14 protein-coding genes are annotated in these 15,474 nt (G+C 71.4%); 6 read left to right on the top strand and 8 right to left on the bottom strand.

The genetic code is table 11. The features are described from left to right. The first annotated feature begins 139 nt into the window (after window positions 1-139). Entirely contained in the window at window positions 140-1,282 is a 1,143-nt protein-coding gene (locus HQQ88_RS10555; protein ID WP_123292216.1) for a glycosyltransferase family 1 protein, read from the top strand. Window positions 1,283-1,320: 38 nt separating this feature from the next. Here HQQ88_RS10555 and HQQ88_RS10550 read toward each other — a convergent pair whose 3' ends face one another. Beyond that, on the bottom strand, window positions 1,321-2,076 hold the full coding sequence (locus tag HQQ88_RS10550) for a glycoside hydrolase family 16 protein (RefSeq protein ID WP_173169396.1): 756 nt from the start codon (window positions 2,074-2,076) through the stop codon (window positions 1,321-1,323). A gap of 250 nt (window positions 2,077-2,326) precedes the next feature. Beyond that, window positions 2,327-2,614: a hypothetical protein gene (locus tag HQQ88_RS10545; protein WP_173169395.1), complete on the bottom strand. Its 288-nt coding sequence runs from the start codon at window positions 2,612-2,614 to the stop codon at window positions 2,327-2,329. 18 nt (window positions 2,615-2,632) lie between these two features. Here HQQ88_RS10545 and HQQ88_RS10540 point away from each other — a divergent pair, with 18 nt between their 5' ends. Continuing rightward, on the top strand, window positions 2,633-2,830 hold the full coding sequence (locus HQQ88_RS10540; protein WP_173169394.1) for a hypothetical protein: 198 nt from the start codon (window positions 2,633-2,635) through the stop codon (window positions 2,828-2,830). Here HQQ88_RS10540 and purE read toward each other — a convergent pair. The 4 genes from purE to HQQ88_RS10520 all read right to left on the bottom strand — a co-directional run bounded on the left by purE (window position 2,827) and on the right by HQQ88_RS10520 (window position 7,467). Further along, on the bottom strand, window positions 2,827-3,339 hold the full coding sequence (gene purE / locus HQQ88_RS10535) for a 5-(carboxyamino)imidazole ribonucleotide mutase (protein ID WP_111086008.1): 513 nt from the start codon (window positions 3,337-3,339) through the stop codon (window positions 2,827-2,829). The genes HQQ88_RS10540 and purE overlap by 4 nt on opposite strands. 9 nt (window positions 3,340-3,348) lie before the next feature. Then, window positions 3,349-4,446 (bottom strand): hypothetical protein, encoded by a 1,098-nt coding sequence (locus HQQ88_RS10530; protein ID WP_173169393.1) that lies wholly within the window; start codon window positions 4,444-4,446, stop codon window positions 3,349-3,351. A gap of 90 nt (window positions 4,447-4,536) precedes the next feature. Continuing rightward, window positions 4,537-6,207, bottom strand: a complete 1,671-nt coding sequence (locus HQQ88_RS10525) for a glycoside hydrolase family 6 protein (protein WP_173169392.1) — start codon at window positions 6,205-6,207, stop codon at window positions 4,537-4,539. A gap of 123 nt (window positions 6,208-6,330) precedes the next feature. Further along, entirely contained in the window at window positions 6,331-7,467 is a 1,137-nt protein-coding gene (locus HQQ88_RS10520) for a 5-(carboxyamino)imidazole ribonucleotide synthase (protein WP_173169391.1), read from the bottom strand. A 113-nt stretch (window positions 7,468-7,580) separates the two neighbouring features. On the opposite strand from HQQ88_RS10520, the gene HQQ88_RS10515 reads away from it, so the two are divergent. Both HQQ88_RS10515 and HQQ88_RS10510 read left to right on the top strand, forming a co-directional pair. After that, the gene (locus HQQ88_RS10515; protein ID WP_133938391.1) at window positions 7,581-8,066 is read left to right on the top strand and encodes a GtrA family protein; all 486 of its coding nucleotides are present in this window, start codon (window positions 7,581-7,583) and stop codon (window positions 8,064-8,066) included. Beyond that, window positions 8,063-9,616: a DUF2142 domain-containing protein gene (locus HQQ88_RS10510; RefSeq protein ID WP_131922412.1), complete on the top strand. Its 1,554-nt coding sequence runs from the start codon at window positions 8,063-8,065 to the stop codon at window positions 9,614-9,616. The genes HQQ88_RS10515 and HQQ88_RS10510 overlap by 4 nt, the downstream gene beginning before the upstream one ends. Before the next feature lie 179 nt (window positions 9,617-9,795). Here the strand turns inward: HQQ88_RS10510 and HQQ88_RS10505 are convergent, their stop codons facing one another. Continuing rightward, entirely contained in the window at window positions 9,796-10,827 is a 1,032-nt protein-coding gene (locus HQQ88_RS10505; RefSeq protein ID WP_165901173.1) for a lysylphosphatidylglycerol synthase domain-containing protein, read from the bottom strand. A gap of 72 nt (window positions 10,828-10,899) precedes the next feature. Beyond that, complete coding sequence (locus HQQ88_RS10500) at window positions 10,900-12,771, bottom strand: hypothetical protein (protein ID WP_173169390.1); 1,872 nt, start codon at window positions 12,769-12,771, stop codon at window positions 10,900-10,902. 107 nt (window positions 12,772-12,878) lie between these two features. Between HQQ88_RS10500 and HQQ88_RS10495 the strand changes: the two genes are divergently transcribed. Together HQQ88_RS10495 and HQQ88_RS10490 are read left to right on the top strand one after the other, a co-directional pair. Further along, a complete protein-coding gene (locus tag HQQ88_RS10495; RefSeq protein WP_173169389.1) occupies window positions 12,879-14,171 on the top strand; it encodes an acyltransferase in 1,293 nt (430 codons plus the stop codon). A gap of 130 nt (window positions 14,172-14,301) precedes the next feature. After that, window positions 14,302-15,318 carry a GH25 family lysozyme gene (locus HQQ88_RS10490; protein WP_216834467.1) on the top strand — a complete coding sequence of 339 codons (1,017 nt, stop codon included), beginning with the start codon at window positions 14,302-14,304 and terminating at the stop codon, window positions 15,316-15,318. Window positions 15,319-15,474 lie beyond the last annotated feature (156 nt).

Here is a 15,474-nt window from a genome sequence, read left to right as displayed (position 1 = left end):
GTCGCGAACGTGATCCGGGCCTCCCGTCCCGGTCTCCTGCCGCGGCTTCCAGGGGGCGGCCCACCTGCCCTGGTAGGGTCGGGCAGCCGGGCGCCGGGCCGGTCCTCGGCCCCATCACCACGACGAGGAGAGCAGCACCATGACCACCCTCCACGTCCTCGTCGACCAGGTCGTCGCACCCGTTCCGGGTGGCATCGGGCGGTACGCCGAAGAGCTCGCCCGGCACCTCGTGGCGAACGCGCCGAGCGGCTGCGACGTCGCCGGGGTCGTGTCCGCGGTCAGCTCCGACGAGATGGCCCACCTGCGCACACTGCTGCCCGGTCTGTCCGACCTGCAGCGTCTGCCGCTGGCCCGTCGTGAACTCTCGCTCGCGTGGCAGGGCGGCTTCGTCGGTGGCATCGCGAAGGGCATGGTGCACGCGCCGAGCGTCCTCGCTCCCCTGGTCAAGCACGACCGGTTCCAGGACCCGGGCCGGCAGACCGTCGTCACCGTGCACGACACCGTGCCGTGGACGAACCCCGAGACCCTGACGCCCCGCGGCGTCCACTTCCACAAGGCGATGGTGAAGCGCGCGTGGAAGCACGCCGACGCCGTCGTCGTCCCCACCCACGCGGTCGCGAGCGCACTGAACGAGATCCACCGGTTCGACGACCGACTGCGCGTCATCGGCGGAGCTCCGAGCGGTCGGCTGCGGCTGCCCGTCGACGCCGACCTGCGCGCCGAGCGTCTCGGACTGCCGGACCGCTACGTGCTGGCCGTCGGCACGCTCGAACCACGCAAGGCGCTCGGGTCCCTGATCGAGGCGCTCGCGCACCCCGACGCTCCCGCCGACATCCCGCTCGTGATCTCCGGCCCGGACGGCTGGGGCGACGTCGACGTGTACGGCACCGCCGAGCGCGCCGGGCTCGCCCGCGACCGGGTGAAGGTGCTCGGGCGGATCGACGACGCCGACCTCGCCGTGGTCTACGACCGGGCGACCGTGTTCGTGTTCCCGAGCTTCGCCGAGGGCTTCGGCCTGCCCGTGATCGAGGCGATGAGCTTCGGCACCCCGGTCATCCACTCCGACGACCCCGCGGTGGCCGAGGTCGCGTCCGACGCCGGGGTGACCGTCGCCCGGAACCCGCGGGACTCCTACCCGGAGCGGATCGCGCAGGCGGTCTACCAGGTCGTCAACGACCCGTTGCTCGCGGGGCAGCTCGCCGTCGCCGGGCCGGACCGTGCCCGGATGTACGACTGGAGCGACTCCGCCGCCGAGACCTGGCAGCTGCACGCCGACCTCTGAGCCGGCGCGGGCGTCACGTCACTTGTCGGAGGTGTACGTCACTTCTTGTACGTGTACGTGCTGACCCAGTCGATGTACAGGTGGCCGGTGGCGCCCCAGTTGCCGACCTGGAACATGTACCGGTGCGCGGTCTTCGGCACGTGCTTCGTGATCGTCTTGATCACCTTGCCGTCGAGGCGGTAGCGCACGGACTTCCCCGGGATCCACTCGATCGAGTACGTGTGCCACGAGCGCCACGAGACGCCGGTGCTCAGGCTCGTCGCGTTGACCTCCTGGCCGGGGGTCATCGAGTGGTGGTGCAGCATCGGCTGCTGCTCGAAGTTCGCCTCGGGGTAGTCGATCTCGCCGTCCGACCACTTGTCGGACGACGGCCAGAGCATGAACGCGGCGCCGTTCCCGTTGCCGCCGGTCGCCTTGGCACGGACGATGAACTTGCCGCCCTTGTGCCCCCATGCACCCGACGGGGTGCCGAAGGTGCCGGCAGCGCCGTGCTTGCCGTCCAGCTTGACGTCCATGTACCCGTTGTGCGAGCTGATCTGGGCGCCCGAGTAGTACATGCCCCCGGTGCCGTCCGGGTAGGGCTGCCACGACTTCGCGTAGGTCTTGGCGAACTTCCCCTTGGCCGCCGCCGCCGTGCTGAAGTTCTCGCGGAAGGTCTGCTTGAAGTTCCCGACGTTGCCGATCGGTGCCGAGCTGGCGGACGCTGCGGTTCCCGTGCCGAGCGGTCCTGCGACGAGTGCGGCACTGAGGAGCACGACGGTGAGTGCGGCCCGCTTGGTTGCACGTTTCTGCATGAGCTGTCACTCCCTGACGTGACGGTTCGCACCCGTTCCCGTGGGTGCCGGGCGGCCGGATCTCGACCACCCGCCGTTCACCGTAGTTGCGAAATGCAGCCCGCGCGCGGGGTTGACAGAACCGCTTTATCCCCAGTACGCGGGGGTTGCAGAACGTTCCGTCTACGTCGAAGAAGTGCTGATCAGCGCCCTGTTGCGTCCCCCGTTCTGGGGCTGCCAGCGACTCGTGGGCTCCGGCAGGCGGTGGTGTTCAGACCCGCGTGCGACGGCGGCGTGACGACACGACGGCGGTGACGACCGCGGCGAGGACAGCGACGACCGCGACCACCGCTGCGACCTCGGCCACGTGCAACGCCAGGAGCCACGAGTCGAACTGTGACTTCGTCGCGACGACGTGCTCGTCCGTGCCTCGGATCCACCAGGACACCGGGTTCATCGGGCCCGCACCGCGTGCGGCGACGGCGCACACCACGGCTGCGACGACCGCGACACCGACCAGGACGAGGGCGGCGGTGTGGCGACGGAGACGAGCGGGCATGGCGGTACCGTAGCGCGCATGACCCGATCCGAGGAATGCGGCCGACCGATCACCGGCGAGGTCGTCCGGACAGCGACGCGGACGCTCGACCGTGCCTGCGCCGACCGGACGAACGCGATCGCGTACGGCGTCCTGAACGGCGGGAACCCGTTCGACGGTCCCGGGGCCACCCGCGCGGAACGCTCGAGGGAGTCGCGCAGGCGCGCGGAACGCTAGAGGGAGTCGCGCAGGCGCGCGGCCTTCTCCTCGACCAGTCGCTCGAGGCCGTCGGCGTACTCGGTCAGACGAGCCGCGACCGCGGGCTCCGAGGTGCCGATGATCCGCGCAGCGAGGAGTCCGGCGTTCGCGGCACCGTTGATCGCCATCGTCGCCACCGGGATGCCGGCCGGCATCTGCACGATCGACAGCAGCGAGTCGAGGCCGTCGAGGCGTGCGAGCTGCACCGGGACACCGATGACGGGCAGCGTCGTCATCGAGGCCACCATGCCCGGCAGGTGCGCGGCGCCACCGGCACCGGCGATCACGACGCGGATGCCGCGCTCGGCGGCGCCGCGGGCGAACCGGGTCATCTTGTCGGGCGTGCGGTGCGCCGACACGACGTCCGCCTCGAACGGGATGCCGAGCTCGGCCAGGATGTCGGCCGCAGCGCGCATCGTCGGCCAGTCGGAGTCCGACCCCATGATGATCGAGACGAGCGGCTGGACGGGTGCGTCGGTGTCGGTCACGCGACGAGCCTAGCCGAGCAGCACGCGGCGCCAGGCGTCGTCGTCGCGGCCGATCGTGCGCTCCCCCGTGACCCACCGGACCGCCCGTTCGTCGGCCGTCCCGCGCTCGACGGCGGCGCGCACCGCACCACGCCAGGCCCCGACGTCGTCCGGCACCGCGACGGCCCCGTGGGCCCGTGCCACGGCGTAGGAGGGCCGGTCCGAGACCACTGCGGGCAGTCCGAGTGCGGTGTACTCGAGGAACTTCAGGTCGCTCTTCGCGCGGTTGAACTCCTCGTCACGCAGGGGCGCGACACCGGCACGCCAGCGCTCCCGGTGCGCCACGAGCCAGCGGGAGAACGCCGGGTAGTGGCCGTCCGGCACCTCGACGCGGCGGAACCAGTCGGCGCCGCCCTCGTCGGTCACACCGATGACCTCGAGCCGGATCGGCGTGCCGTCGGTGGTCGTCAGGTCGGTGAAGACGTCGCGCAGGAGTTCGAGGTCGGCGGCGTGGGTGAGCGTGCCCATGTACAGCACCCGGTGCTCTGCTCCGGGACGATCGTCGTCGTCCGCGGTCGCGCCGGCGGTCCACAGCCCCGGGTCGAGGGCGTTCGGCACGACCGTGACGTCGCGGGCGACCGGGTGCACGACCTCGGCCAGCTCCGGTGTGCTCACGACGACGGTGTCGGCACCGCGGACCAGTGCGTCGATCGAGGCGAGGCGGTCCGGGTCGTACTCGGCGCGGGCGAGGCGCTGGCGGCCGGACTCGGTGAAGAAGTCGTCGTCGACCTCGCCGACGACGCGGACGCCGCGGGCCGCAGCCGCCGCGAGGAAGGGCTGCACGGCGTCGCGCGGCAGGATGTCGCGCTGCACCAGGACGGCGGTGTACGACGTCGTGTCGGTCCCGTCGACGAACGCGACGGGGTCGACCTGGCGGACCTCGGCCGTGCCGCTGGCCGCCAGGTGCTCGGTGCGCCGGACGACGCGCACGTGGGCGGATGCGGGGTGGGCACCGTCACCGCCCGCGACGACGTAGCCGAGGACCGGCAGCGGAGCGGGCACGGGGGGCGTCCCGGCGACGACCCGGCGGAGTCGACGAGCGGCCCGGCGGACGAGATCACGCGGCATGTGCCCATCCTCTCGCACCGGGCGACCTGGCTCGCACGCAGCGCCGCACCTCGCACGGTGCGGGGTTGCCAGCGGAACGGGCCCGAGCGGTCAGCGCCGCGCCACCGTCACCGTCCGGCAGGGGCTCGACTTCCGGTCCTTCCCGGTGCCGGTGTTCCGAGCGACCGCGCAGACGGTCCGCTTGCCGGCCTTGAGCGCGACGGTGCCGGCGAACCCGTGCTTCGTGCCCGAGCCCCACGTCCGGTCGACGTCGGCGCGCACGCGTCCCGCCGACAACGACGTCACCCGTCTGCCGTCGACCGTGATCGCGACCGTGCTGGCGGAGGACACGGCGTCACCGTCGAAGGCCCAGCCACGGACGCTGACGCCGCCCTTCTTCCCCGTCACCGACTCGAGCGCGACGTAGGGGTCGTGCCGGAAGGCGCGGACGGTGGCGCACCCGAGCGTGGTGTCCGACCCGGCACCGATGTTCAGCGCGGTCACGCAGACCCGGCGAGCGCCGGCGGCAGTCGGGACGACGGCCTCGAAGCCGTGGGTCGCCCCGACGCCCGCGGCGGCGTCGACGTCGGCGCGGCGGAGTCCGGCGGTCATGGCTCCAGCGGCGACGCCGTCGACGGTGGCACGGACCCGGACGGGCTGCGTGGGGTCGTCCTCGTCGAAGGCCCAGCCCCGGACCCGGACGCCGCCACCGGTGCCGGCGACGACCTCGAGCGAACCCTGCGGCGCGAGGTCGGCCGCGGGGACCCCGAGCCGGGCGTTCGCGACGAGGGCCTGGGCGTAGGAGGACCACCACTTGCCCGCGGCGGGGGCGCCGTTGCAGGTGCCGTCGCTCGCGCCCGGGGTCTTCACCCACAGCAGGGCGTCGAGCGCGGTGCCGTCGGTGGCGACCCGGGGCGAGGTGCCGAGTCCGGCGCCAGGACCGTTGCACCAGGTCCCCCGCCAGCCCTGCCCGTTCCGCGAGGTGTCGATCACGTAGTGCGATCCCCCGGTAGCACCGGAGACCTTCTGCGCGTAGGCCTGTTCCTGCGCGGTCGGGTAGTAGTTCGCGACGTTCGTGAAGAACCCGCGGGCCCGCTGCACGCCGGCGCTGTTCAGCCGTCCGGCCATCGTCGCGGGCGGCACCCAGTTCGAGTTGCCGGCGTCGAGGTAGGCGGGCACCCCGGCGGCGGTGAGCCCGGCGACGGTGCGGGACAGGATCCGGTAGCGCTGCTCGTCGAGCGTGGTGCTGCACTTCGCGTTGCTGAGCATCGCGAGGGAGTCCGGCTCGACGATCACGGCGGCGCGGTGTCCGGCGAGTGCCGCGGTGACCTGGTCGACCCAGGCGTCGTAGGAGGCCTCGGAGAACCCGCCGGCGGAGTACCCGCCGCAGTCCCGGTCCGGGATCGCGTACAGCACGAACACCGGGGTGGTGCCGGACTGCTCGGCCCCCGAGACCGCCGTGCTGATCGTCTTGGTCAGCTGGGTCCCCTGCGTCCACTCGCCGAGCCACGTCGCGACGGGGTACCGGGCGATGGTCGACGCCGCGGCGGCACCAGCGGGGTCCGAGGCGGCGAGCGCGGTGGCCGCCTTCGCTGCTTCGCTCGTGGGCGACCGGTACGGACCGGCACCGTACAGCGACGCAGCCGATGTGGAGCGGATGGTCGTGGCGGACGTCGCGGCGGTGGCGCTCGACCCGAACGCGACGGGCAGCAGCCCGCCGACGAGGGCGGTGAGTGCGACGGCGGCGCCGCAGACGGCGACACGGCGCGGACGGCGGCGCATGGACACTCCCCTGGACGATCGGACCCCTGACCCGTCCATGGCACCATGCGCCCGCAGTGGCGGCCAGCCGCCAGTGCGGGTGGCACCCGAGCGGGTGTCGGCAACAGTGCCGACACCCGATCGTCAGTCGTCGAAGTGCGCCGCGGCCGCGCGTGCCCGGTAGACGACGTCGTCGACGTCCTCACCGATCACGGTGACGTGCCCGATCTTCCGACCCGGCCGGGGGGCCTTGCCGTAGAAGTGGTACTTCGCCTCGGGGAACGCCTCGAGCGCGGCCGGGTACCGGGCGGCGAGGTCGCCGTCGGCCGGTCCGCCGAGCACGTTGATCATCACGGCGGCGGGGGCGAACGACCCGGTGGCACCGAGCGGCAGGTCGAGGACGGCACGCAGGTGCTGCTCGAACTGGCTCGTCGTCGCACCGTCGATGGTCCAGTGACCGGTGTTGTGCGGTCGCATCGCGAGTTCGTTGATGAGGATGCGCTCGTCGGCGGTCTGGAACAGTTCGACGGCCAGGACCCCGGTGACCCCGAGCTCCTCGGCGATCCGGACCGCGATCGACTCCGTCACGTCGGCGATGCGTCCGGCGCTGTCGGGCGCGGGGGCGATGACCTCGGCGCAGACACCGTCGCGCTGCACGGTCTCGACCAGCGGCCACGCGACCACCTGGCCGGAGGGGCGGCGGGCCACGGACTGCGCGAGCTCGCGGGTGAACGGGACGAGCTCTTCGGCGAGCAGCGCCTGCCCACCGCCGGCCTCGGCGACGGCGATGAACCAGTCGTCGACGTCCGACGGGTCGGACACGACCCGCACGCCCTTGCCGTCGTAGCCACCGCGGGGCGTCTTCACGACCGCGCGGCCGCCGTGCTCGTCGAGGAAGGCCCGGAGCTCGTCGGGGTCGTGCACCGCGGCCCAGTCCGGCACCGGCAGGCCGAGCTCGGAGAGCTTCGTGCGCATCGTGATCTTGTCCTGGGCGACGGCCAGCGGTCCGGGTCCGGGGCGGACGGCCACGCCGGCGTCGACCAGGGCACGCAGGACGTCCTGGGGCACGTGCTCGTGGTCGAACGTCACCACGTCGACGTCGCGGGCGAACGCCAGCACCGTCGAGACGTCGTGGTAGTCACCCTCGGCCGTGGCGGCGATGGCGGCCGACATGCCCGGCCCCTCGGCGAGGACCCGGATGTCGATCCCCAGCTCGACGGCCGCCGGCACCATCATCCGTGCCAGCTGTCCCCCACCGATGACCCCGACGCGCAACGCCATGCTGTGTGATCCTTCCGGCGTTCGCACCATCCGGGGTGAACGCGTTGTCTACAATCGCTGTTCGGGTCGCGTTGAGCACGGCCCGCGACAACTCTACGGATCCTGGAGGGCACGTGCGGCGCCTCATTGCCCAACTGGCACGCTTCGGCGTGGTCGGTGCCGTCGGCTTCGTCGTGGACACCACGGTGTTCAACGTGCTGCGCATCACCGTCCTGAACCCCGACGAGGTGCACTCCGGGCCGTTCTGGGCGAAGGTCATCTCGACCGTCATCGCCATCTTCGTCAACTGGATGGGCAACCGGTACTGGACGTTCCGCGAGCAGCGCCGTGCCGTCGCCACCCGCGAGGGCATCGAGTTCGTCGTCGTCTCGCTCGGCGGCATGGTCATCGCGCTCGCGTGCCTCGGGGTGTCCCACTACGTGATGGGACTGACGTCGGTATTCGCCGACAACGTCGCGAACATCGTCGGCCTGGTGCTCGGCACGGTGTTCCGCTTCTGGCTCTACAAGGTGTGGGTGTACCACCCCGAGCGGACCGGCTCCGAGCCCGCGGCCGCGGACGTCTCACCCGAGGGGCGCGCCCTAGACTCGACCGGGTGACGGCCCACGAGACCACCACCAGCACCACCGCACCACCCCGCACCGCCCGCTGGGAGCGTGTGGCGATCGCCGTCGTCACGGCGACCTTCGGTCTGTGGCTCGTCGCCTGGGCGCTGATCGTCCCGGTCTTCGAGGCCCCGGACGAGACGGCGCACATCGACGCCGCCGTGCACGTCGCGCTCGGTGACGCCTGGGCCGCCCCGGGCGACCTGTACGTCACCAACGCGGTGCAGGCCGCGAAGGTCGAGCAGGCGACGAAGCCGTCCAGCGAGTGGTCGACCGTCAGCGAGCTGCTGCAGAACGCCCCCGGGCCGTCGTCGACCGTCAACCAGATGACCCAGCACCCGCCGACCGCCTACCTCGCCGGTGCCGCCGTGCTCCGTGCCGTGGACTTCGGTGACCTGCGGTGGGACCGGGCGTTCACCGCGCTGCGGCTCGCCGACGTCCTCGCCGTCACCGCACTGCCGCTGCTGGCGTGGGCGTCCGTCCGCCGGGTGACCCGGTCGCCGCGGGCCGCGCTCGTCGGTGGGCTCGCCGTGTTCGCGACGCCCGAGCTCGCGTCCATCGGTTCCTCGTTCTCGAACGACGCCCCCGTCCTGCTCGTCGCCGGGATCGTCGTGTGGCTCGCCACACGGCTGCTCACCGGTGACACCCGGTGGCGCACCACCATCGCGCTCGCGGTGGTGCTCGGCGCCCTGGTCTGGATCAAGGGCACCGGGCTGCCCGCCGTGCCGTTCGTGGCGGTGGTCGTGCTCTTCGCCGGCGCCGGGGTGCTGTCGCTGCGGCAACGGGTGGTCCGCACCGTGGTGACGATGGCCGTGTCCGGTGGCATCGGGGCGTGGTGGTGGGTGCACAACTGGTTCGCCTACGGCCGGATCCAGCCGAACGGCTACACGGCGATGCGTCCGCCGAAGGACTTCCCGCCCGGCGAGCACCCGACGCTCGGGCACTTCCTCGACGTCAGCTGGGGCACGCTCGCGCGCACGTTCTGGGGCAGCTTCGGCGGTCGCGCACAGGTCAGCATGGGCGACCTGCTCACGGCCGTCCTGACGGTCATCGCGCTCGTCGTGCTCGTCGGCTGGGCGTTCCGGCGCGGCCCCGACCTGCGGGTGGCCCTGTGCCTGGCGGTGTTCCCCGCGCTGCTCATCGGCATCCAGAACCGGACGAGCGCGCACTCGTACCTCACCACCACCGAGGTCGCTGCGACCCAGGGGCGCTACTACTTCCCCGCGATCGTCTGCCTGATCGTGCTGAGCGCCCTGGCCTGGCGTCGCCTGGTGCCCGCCGGACGCGCACGCTCGTGGGTCGCGGTGGCGCTGGCCGTCCTGCTGCCCGCCGTGGGCGTGTACGGGTTCGCGGTGGCGTCGGCGTGGTTCTGGAACGCCGCCCTGTTCCCGGTGACGGGGCGCGGGCTGCTCCGCTACACGGAGATCGGGCCGGTGCCGCCCGCAGTGCTCGTGGCCGTGGTCGCGCTGGTGGCCGTCGGCCTGGTCGCGTCGGTCGTCCAGGTCGCCCGCGCCGACCGTCGGGTGGACGCCCCCGCGTCCTGACCACACGTCGGGCGTGCGGCTGACGGGGTGGACGCCCCACCAGACGGACGGGAGGCCCGGTGCCAGCTGGCACCGGGCCTCCCGTCCGTCGTCACGCGCGTCGCGTGCCCCCGGATGGTGAGCAGGAATGGTCGGGTCGCGCACCGCGGACCCGACCATTCCTGCTCACGAAGTGCGCGTCAGGCGGCGGGGGCGCTGCCCTCGACGGCCGACGGGTCGTCGGTCGGACGACCACGGCGGAACCAGGTCGGCGCTGCGGCGCAGAGCAGGAACAGGCCGTCGACCGCCAGGCTCCACACGCGGGTGACGACGACCACGACCAGGGCGATCCCCGGCGGCATGACGAGGGTGAGGAGCAGGGCCTGCACGCCCTCGCGGACGCCGAGGCCGCCGGGGGCGAACACGGCCAGCATGCTGATCGCCGAGGCCATGCTCGCGGCACCGATGACGAACGCCGCGTCGCTGAGCTTGAGCGACGGGTACACGCCGAGGGTGATGAAGTAGTACGCGGTGCCCGACAGGATCGCACCGGCGACGTACAGACCGGCGCCGCCGAGGACGGTGCCGAGGTTCGGGCGGACGTCGGCCTCGAGCGGCTTGCGACGCAGGATCTTCAGCGCGATGCCGATCAGGAACACGAAGACCCGCGGGATCAGGCAGACGACGCAGGCGACGAACGCCGCGATCATCAGCGCGATGAGCCACGGGCTGAGCGCGTGCGTGCGGGGGTCGATGAGCAGCAGGACGAGCGCCAGGGCGAGGGTGGCGGCGATCTGCAGCGCGCCCTCGAGCAGGCCGCTGACGCCGAGCCGGGCCTTCGAGACGCCGTGCTTCGAGGCGAAGTAGACCTTGCCGATGATCCAGGTCGCGGCCCCCGGGATGTAGCGGCCCATCCAGGACTTCGCGTACACGTAGGTCAGCGTGACGCCGCTGCCCTTCAGGCCGGTCGCACCGAGCCGCCGCAGCAGGTAGAACCAGATGCCGACGCCCCAGTAGCGGAAGCCCAGGCTGATCACGGTCGCCAGGATCACCCAGCCCCACTGCCAGTCCAGCCCGGCGAGCTGTCCCCAGTCGACGCTCCGCACGTACAGCACGAGGAAGACCGCGAGCAGCACGTAGAAGACGATGGGGATCGCCTTGCCGAGGAACCGTCGCCAGGTCGGCGGACGCTTCCCCTCGGGCGCGGGGGTGTCGCTGGTGGTTCCTGACAAACGTGGTCTCCTGCCGGGCTTCGGGACCAGGTCATCGTAGACGCTGGTGTGGCGCGCTCCCTGGAGCGGCGGCTACTTGGCGAACTTCACGATCTGGACGCGGCAGGGGATCTCGGGATCGGTGGACCGGTCGGCGCTGCACGAGATCGTCGCGTTGTACGTGCCGACGAGCTTCCCGGCCATCGAGTAGTCGCGTACCGGCGCGTTGGCGGGGTCGAACTGCACGAAGTACTGCACGCCCTCGTCGATGAACAGCTTGCGCATCGCGTCCGAGTGGTACGTGTAGCCCTGACCTGAACGACCGTACACACGCGTGTCGGTCAGGAAGGCCAACGAGGACAGCGACCGGTAGTTCGAGCCGATGACGGTGGCGTCCTCGGGCAGGGCTCCGCTCGCCCGGATCTGGTCGGCGAGCCGCACGATCTCGGGGACGTCGGTCGGGCCGGTGACACGGAGCGCCTCGGTGCGGTTCACCGACGGGTAGAAGGGTGCCGGCGACCCGATCCAGTTCTGCGTGAACGACGCCACGGGGACGACGGCGATCGCGACGCACGCCACGATCGTCCGGACCACGCCGCGTCGTCGGACCAACCGCCAGACGGCCGGCAGCATGAGCGCGCCGATCATCGCCGTCAGGTAGAACAGCGGCCAGTAGTAGCGCGCGTTCCCGCCACCGCTCGACGACGACGTGATCATGCCGTAGCCGACGAAGTAGACCAGGGTCGTCGCCGCGACGATGCAGGTGAACGCGTACCGGCGGAACCGGACCACGCCGATCACCAGGGCGGCGGCGAAGAGCAGGGCGATCGGTGCCGCGAACGGCGCGAACGTGCTGATCTTCTGCAGGTAGTACGGCAGCGCGAGCATGCGCTCGTGCAGGTAGTAGCCGGCGCGGGCAGCGATGCCGGAGTCCTTGGTGACCTTCGGCGCGGTGTCCTCGGTGGTCGACTCGGTCGTCGGCGGCACCACGGACGGGTCCGGGTTCTCCATCGGGCCCTGCTTGTAGACCGACGGGGTGAAGTCCTCGTTCGGGGAGAACGCGTGCGAGTTCGGCGGCACGGGCAGGAACGGCCAGTCGGTCGCACGCCCGCCGTCGTCGAACTTCGAGCCGATGTTCACCGAGAGCGACGAGCCCAGGGTCGGCGACCCGTACTTCATGGTCAGGGCACCGACCCACGGTGCGATGACGACGGCGAAGACCACGATCGTGGCCACGGGCGACGTCCACCAGTGCAGCACCGGCTCACGACGGCGTCGTGCGGACCAGACCCGGAGCAGCAGCCACAGGATCACCGCGCCGACCGCCACCGGCAGCAGGAAGAGCTTCACGAAGTACCCGATGGCCGCGACCGCGCCGAGCACCCCGCCGGAGACCAACCGGGCCCGCGTCGACCCGTGCAACGCCTGGTCGGCCCACCGGAGTGCCCACAGGTAGCCGACGACCCACGCGACGACGAGCAGGTCGGGGGTCTGCACCGACACCGCGCTCATCAGTGCCGGGATCGCGGTGACCATGAAGAGGACAGCCGGCACGATGCGGTGGTTCTGCGACCACACCAGCCAGCCACCGACGCCGAGCACGACGGCGACCGCGAAGCAGTTCACGACCGCGAAGGCCGTCTGCATGCCGAGGCCGGCCGCGATGAACGGCGCCATCATCCAGGACACCATCGGCGACCAGTAGGCGTTGATCGCGTCGGGCAGCCAGCCGTTCGCGTACTCGCGGGCGATGCCCATGTAGGAGATGCCGTCGACGTTCGTCACGCCGAGGCGGTTGTGGTACGCCACGGCGGCGCTGAGCGCGACGCCCACGACGACGAGCACCGCCAGGATGACCGGCGCGACGACGTGCTTGTACCGCCTCGGAACCGCCCCCGAACGCCGGTGGACGGGCTCGTGGGTGATCTGCGTTGCGGCTGCGCTCGTCGAGGTCACGTGCTTCATCATGACATCCGAACCGAAACACCAGGCACAGGGTGCCTGATCGCGGCGCCGGGTCGGCGTGTGGGAGACTGCCTGCGACCCCGCTCCGACCACCACGAGGACGATCGTTGGCCACCGAAACCCGCGCCGCAGTACCCGCAGCCGACTCCGCTGCCCCCGCGCCCCGCGCCGGCGGCCGACTCGAGTTCCCCTACCTGGACGGACTCCGGGGGTTGGCCGCACTCGCGGTGGTCTTCTACCACGCGTACCTCTTCACCGGGACGACCGGCACCGGCCCGACCGAGCTGCCCTGGCTGCGCCCGATCATCGGCTGGGGCTACCTCGGCGTCCCGCTCTTCATCGTGCTGTCCGGCTACGTGCTCATGCTGCCGGTGCTGACCCGGTTCGACCGCTACCGTCTGCCCGGCGGGTTCTGGAAGTTCGTCTGGCGTCGCGCCCGACGCATCATCCCGCCGTACTGGGCGTCGCTCGTGCTGTTCGCCCTGCTGATCCTGTTCGTCCCCGTGCTCGGTCAGCCCGGCGGGACGCAGTGGGACACGAAGCTGCCGATGGGCTGGGGCACGTTCCTGACGCACTTCTTCCTGGTGCACGACTTCTTCCCGCAGTACATCGGCAAGATCAACGGCCCGATGTGGACGGTCGCGGTCGAGTGGCAGATCTACTTCCTGATGCCGCTCCTGATCCTGCCGCTGTGGCGGGTCTTCGGCGGGTGGGCGACGGCGTCGAGCCTGGTCCTGATCGGCATGTGGATGGGTGCCGAGAGCCGTTACTCGTTCATGCACCCGTGGTTCGTCGGCCTGTTCGTGGTGGGGATGCTCGCCGCCGAACTGACCGTGAAGGCCCGCGACGAGCACCTGTCCGGCATGGTCCGCGAGCGCTCGAAGCTCGGCGGCCCGCGGTGGGCGAGCGGCGCGTTCGTCGGTGCCATGGCCCTCGGGACCCTGCTCGTGTTCTTCCGCAACCGCGACTACTGGCAGCACCAGACCTGGCCGTCCGAGGTCGTCACCGGCATCCTCGCGGGCATCCTGCTCACCTGGATGGGACGCCAGGCGGTCACCGGCAACCACACCTGGCTCGCGCGCTTCTTCGCGTGGAAGCCGTTCGTGCTCGCCGGTCTCGTGTCGTACTCGATCTACCTGTTCCACAGCCCGCTGCTGGGCCTCGGCAACCTGCTGCTCCTGCCCCTCGGCCTGTACCCGAAGTACCAGTTCCTGATGATGGTGTTCGTCGTGATCCCGGTCGTGATCGGCATCTGCATCGGCTTCTGGTGGCTCGTCGAGCGCAACTTCATGAACCGCCGGCAGAAGCACGCCACGGCCGAGGTCTCGCACCGCGGCCGCCTGCCCGAGGTCGAGAGCGACGGCGCGGCCACCGACGCGAGCAGCCGCACCGCGCGCTGACGCACCCGCGGCGTGCCGCAGCACGTCCTGCGCGTGGCGGACAGCACGGTCGCTCGCCAGGTAGCATCGCTCGGACCGCGGCGTGGGTGATCAGGGGCCCACGGCATCTCGACAGGGAAGACGAGACCACATGCGCGCACCGATCACCAAGATCCTCGGACTCGGCACCGCTGCCGCCGTCGCCGGGGCCATCACCTTCGGCAGCGGGACGGCGGTCGCCGAGACCGCCCCGGCCACGCCGGCACCGACTGCGACGACGACAGCGGCGGCGACCCCAGCCCCCACTGCATCCGATGCACCCGCGGCTGCCGCTGCACCCGCTGCCGAGCAGCTCTCCATCGCCGAGATGGACCGCACCGGGAACCACACCATGGGGGCCGGCATCGCCGCCCACGCCGGAGAGTCACACGTCACGGTCTCCGCGCCGGACAGCGCCGCCGGTGGCGTGAGTGCCCAGTCGCTGAGCACCTCCTCCGCCGCCACCGCGTCCGGCCCACCACCGGGACGCGTCCAGGGGTTCGACATCAGCGCGTGGCAGCCGAGCGTCAACTTCCTGCAGGCGTACCGCAACGGCGCCCGGTTCGCCTACGTCAAGGCGACCGAGGGCACCTCGTACGTCAGTTCGACCTACAAGCAGCAGTACGCCACCGCCAAGCAGCGGAACCTGTACCGCGGCGGCTACGTGTACGCGCAGCCGAGCCAGGCGAGCGGCGCCGCGACGGCGAACTACTTCTTCGCGCACGGCGGGCAGTGGAGCAAGGACGGCAAGACCCTGCCGCCCCTGCTCGACATCGAGTACGGCAGCGCGGCCCAGGGCACCTGCTACGGCAAGACCTGGGGCCAGATGCGCAGCTGGATCAAGGACTTCTCGAACACCGTGTACAAGAAGATCCACCGCTACCCCGCGATCTACACGACCACCGACTGGTGGAAGCGCTGCACGAACAACAGCAACCAGTTCTCGAAGAACCCGCTGTTCGTCGCGATCTACCCCGTGAAGAACTTCACCACGCCGGGCACGCTCGGGCGCAGCTGGTCGAAGTGGACCTTCTGGCAGTGGGCGTCCAGCGGGGTGCTCCCGGGTGACCAGGACGTCTACCGGAACGACATCACGTACCTGAAGCGCTTCGCGGCCAAGACCGAGTGACGCGCGTCACGCCCTGAGCGGGTGCGGATGACGGACGGGAGGCCCGTGGCGGTGTCGCCACGGGCGTCCCGTCCGCCGCACGGTGCGGACTCCGACACCCGGTGCGCCGTTGCACGCCCGGTGCCGACACACAACCGCGCACCAAGCGGGCAAGCC

The sequence above is a fragment of the Curtobacterium sp. VKM Ac-2861 genome, from assembly GCF_013204965.1.
Lineage (GTDB): Bacteria > Actinomycetota > Actinomycetes > Actinomycetales > Microbacteriaceae > Curtobacterium.
The sequence above is the reverse complement of the archived record's forward strand: the minus strand, read 5'-3'. Positions and strand labels throughout refer to the sequence as shown.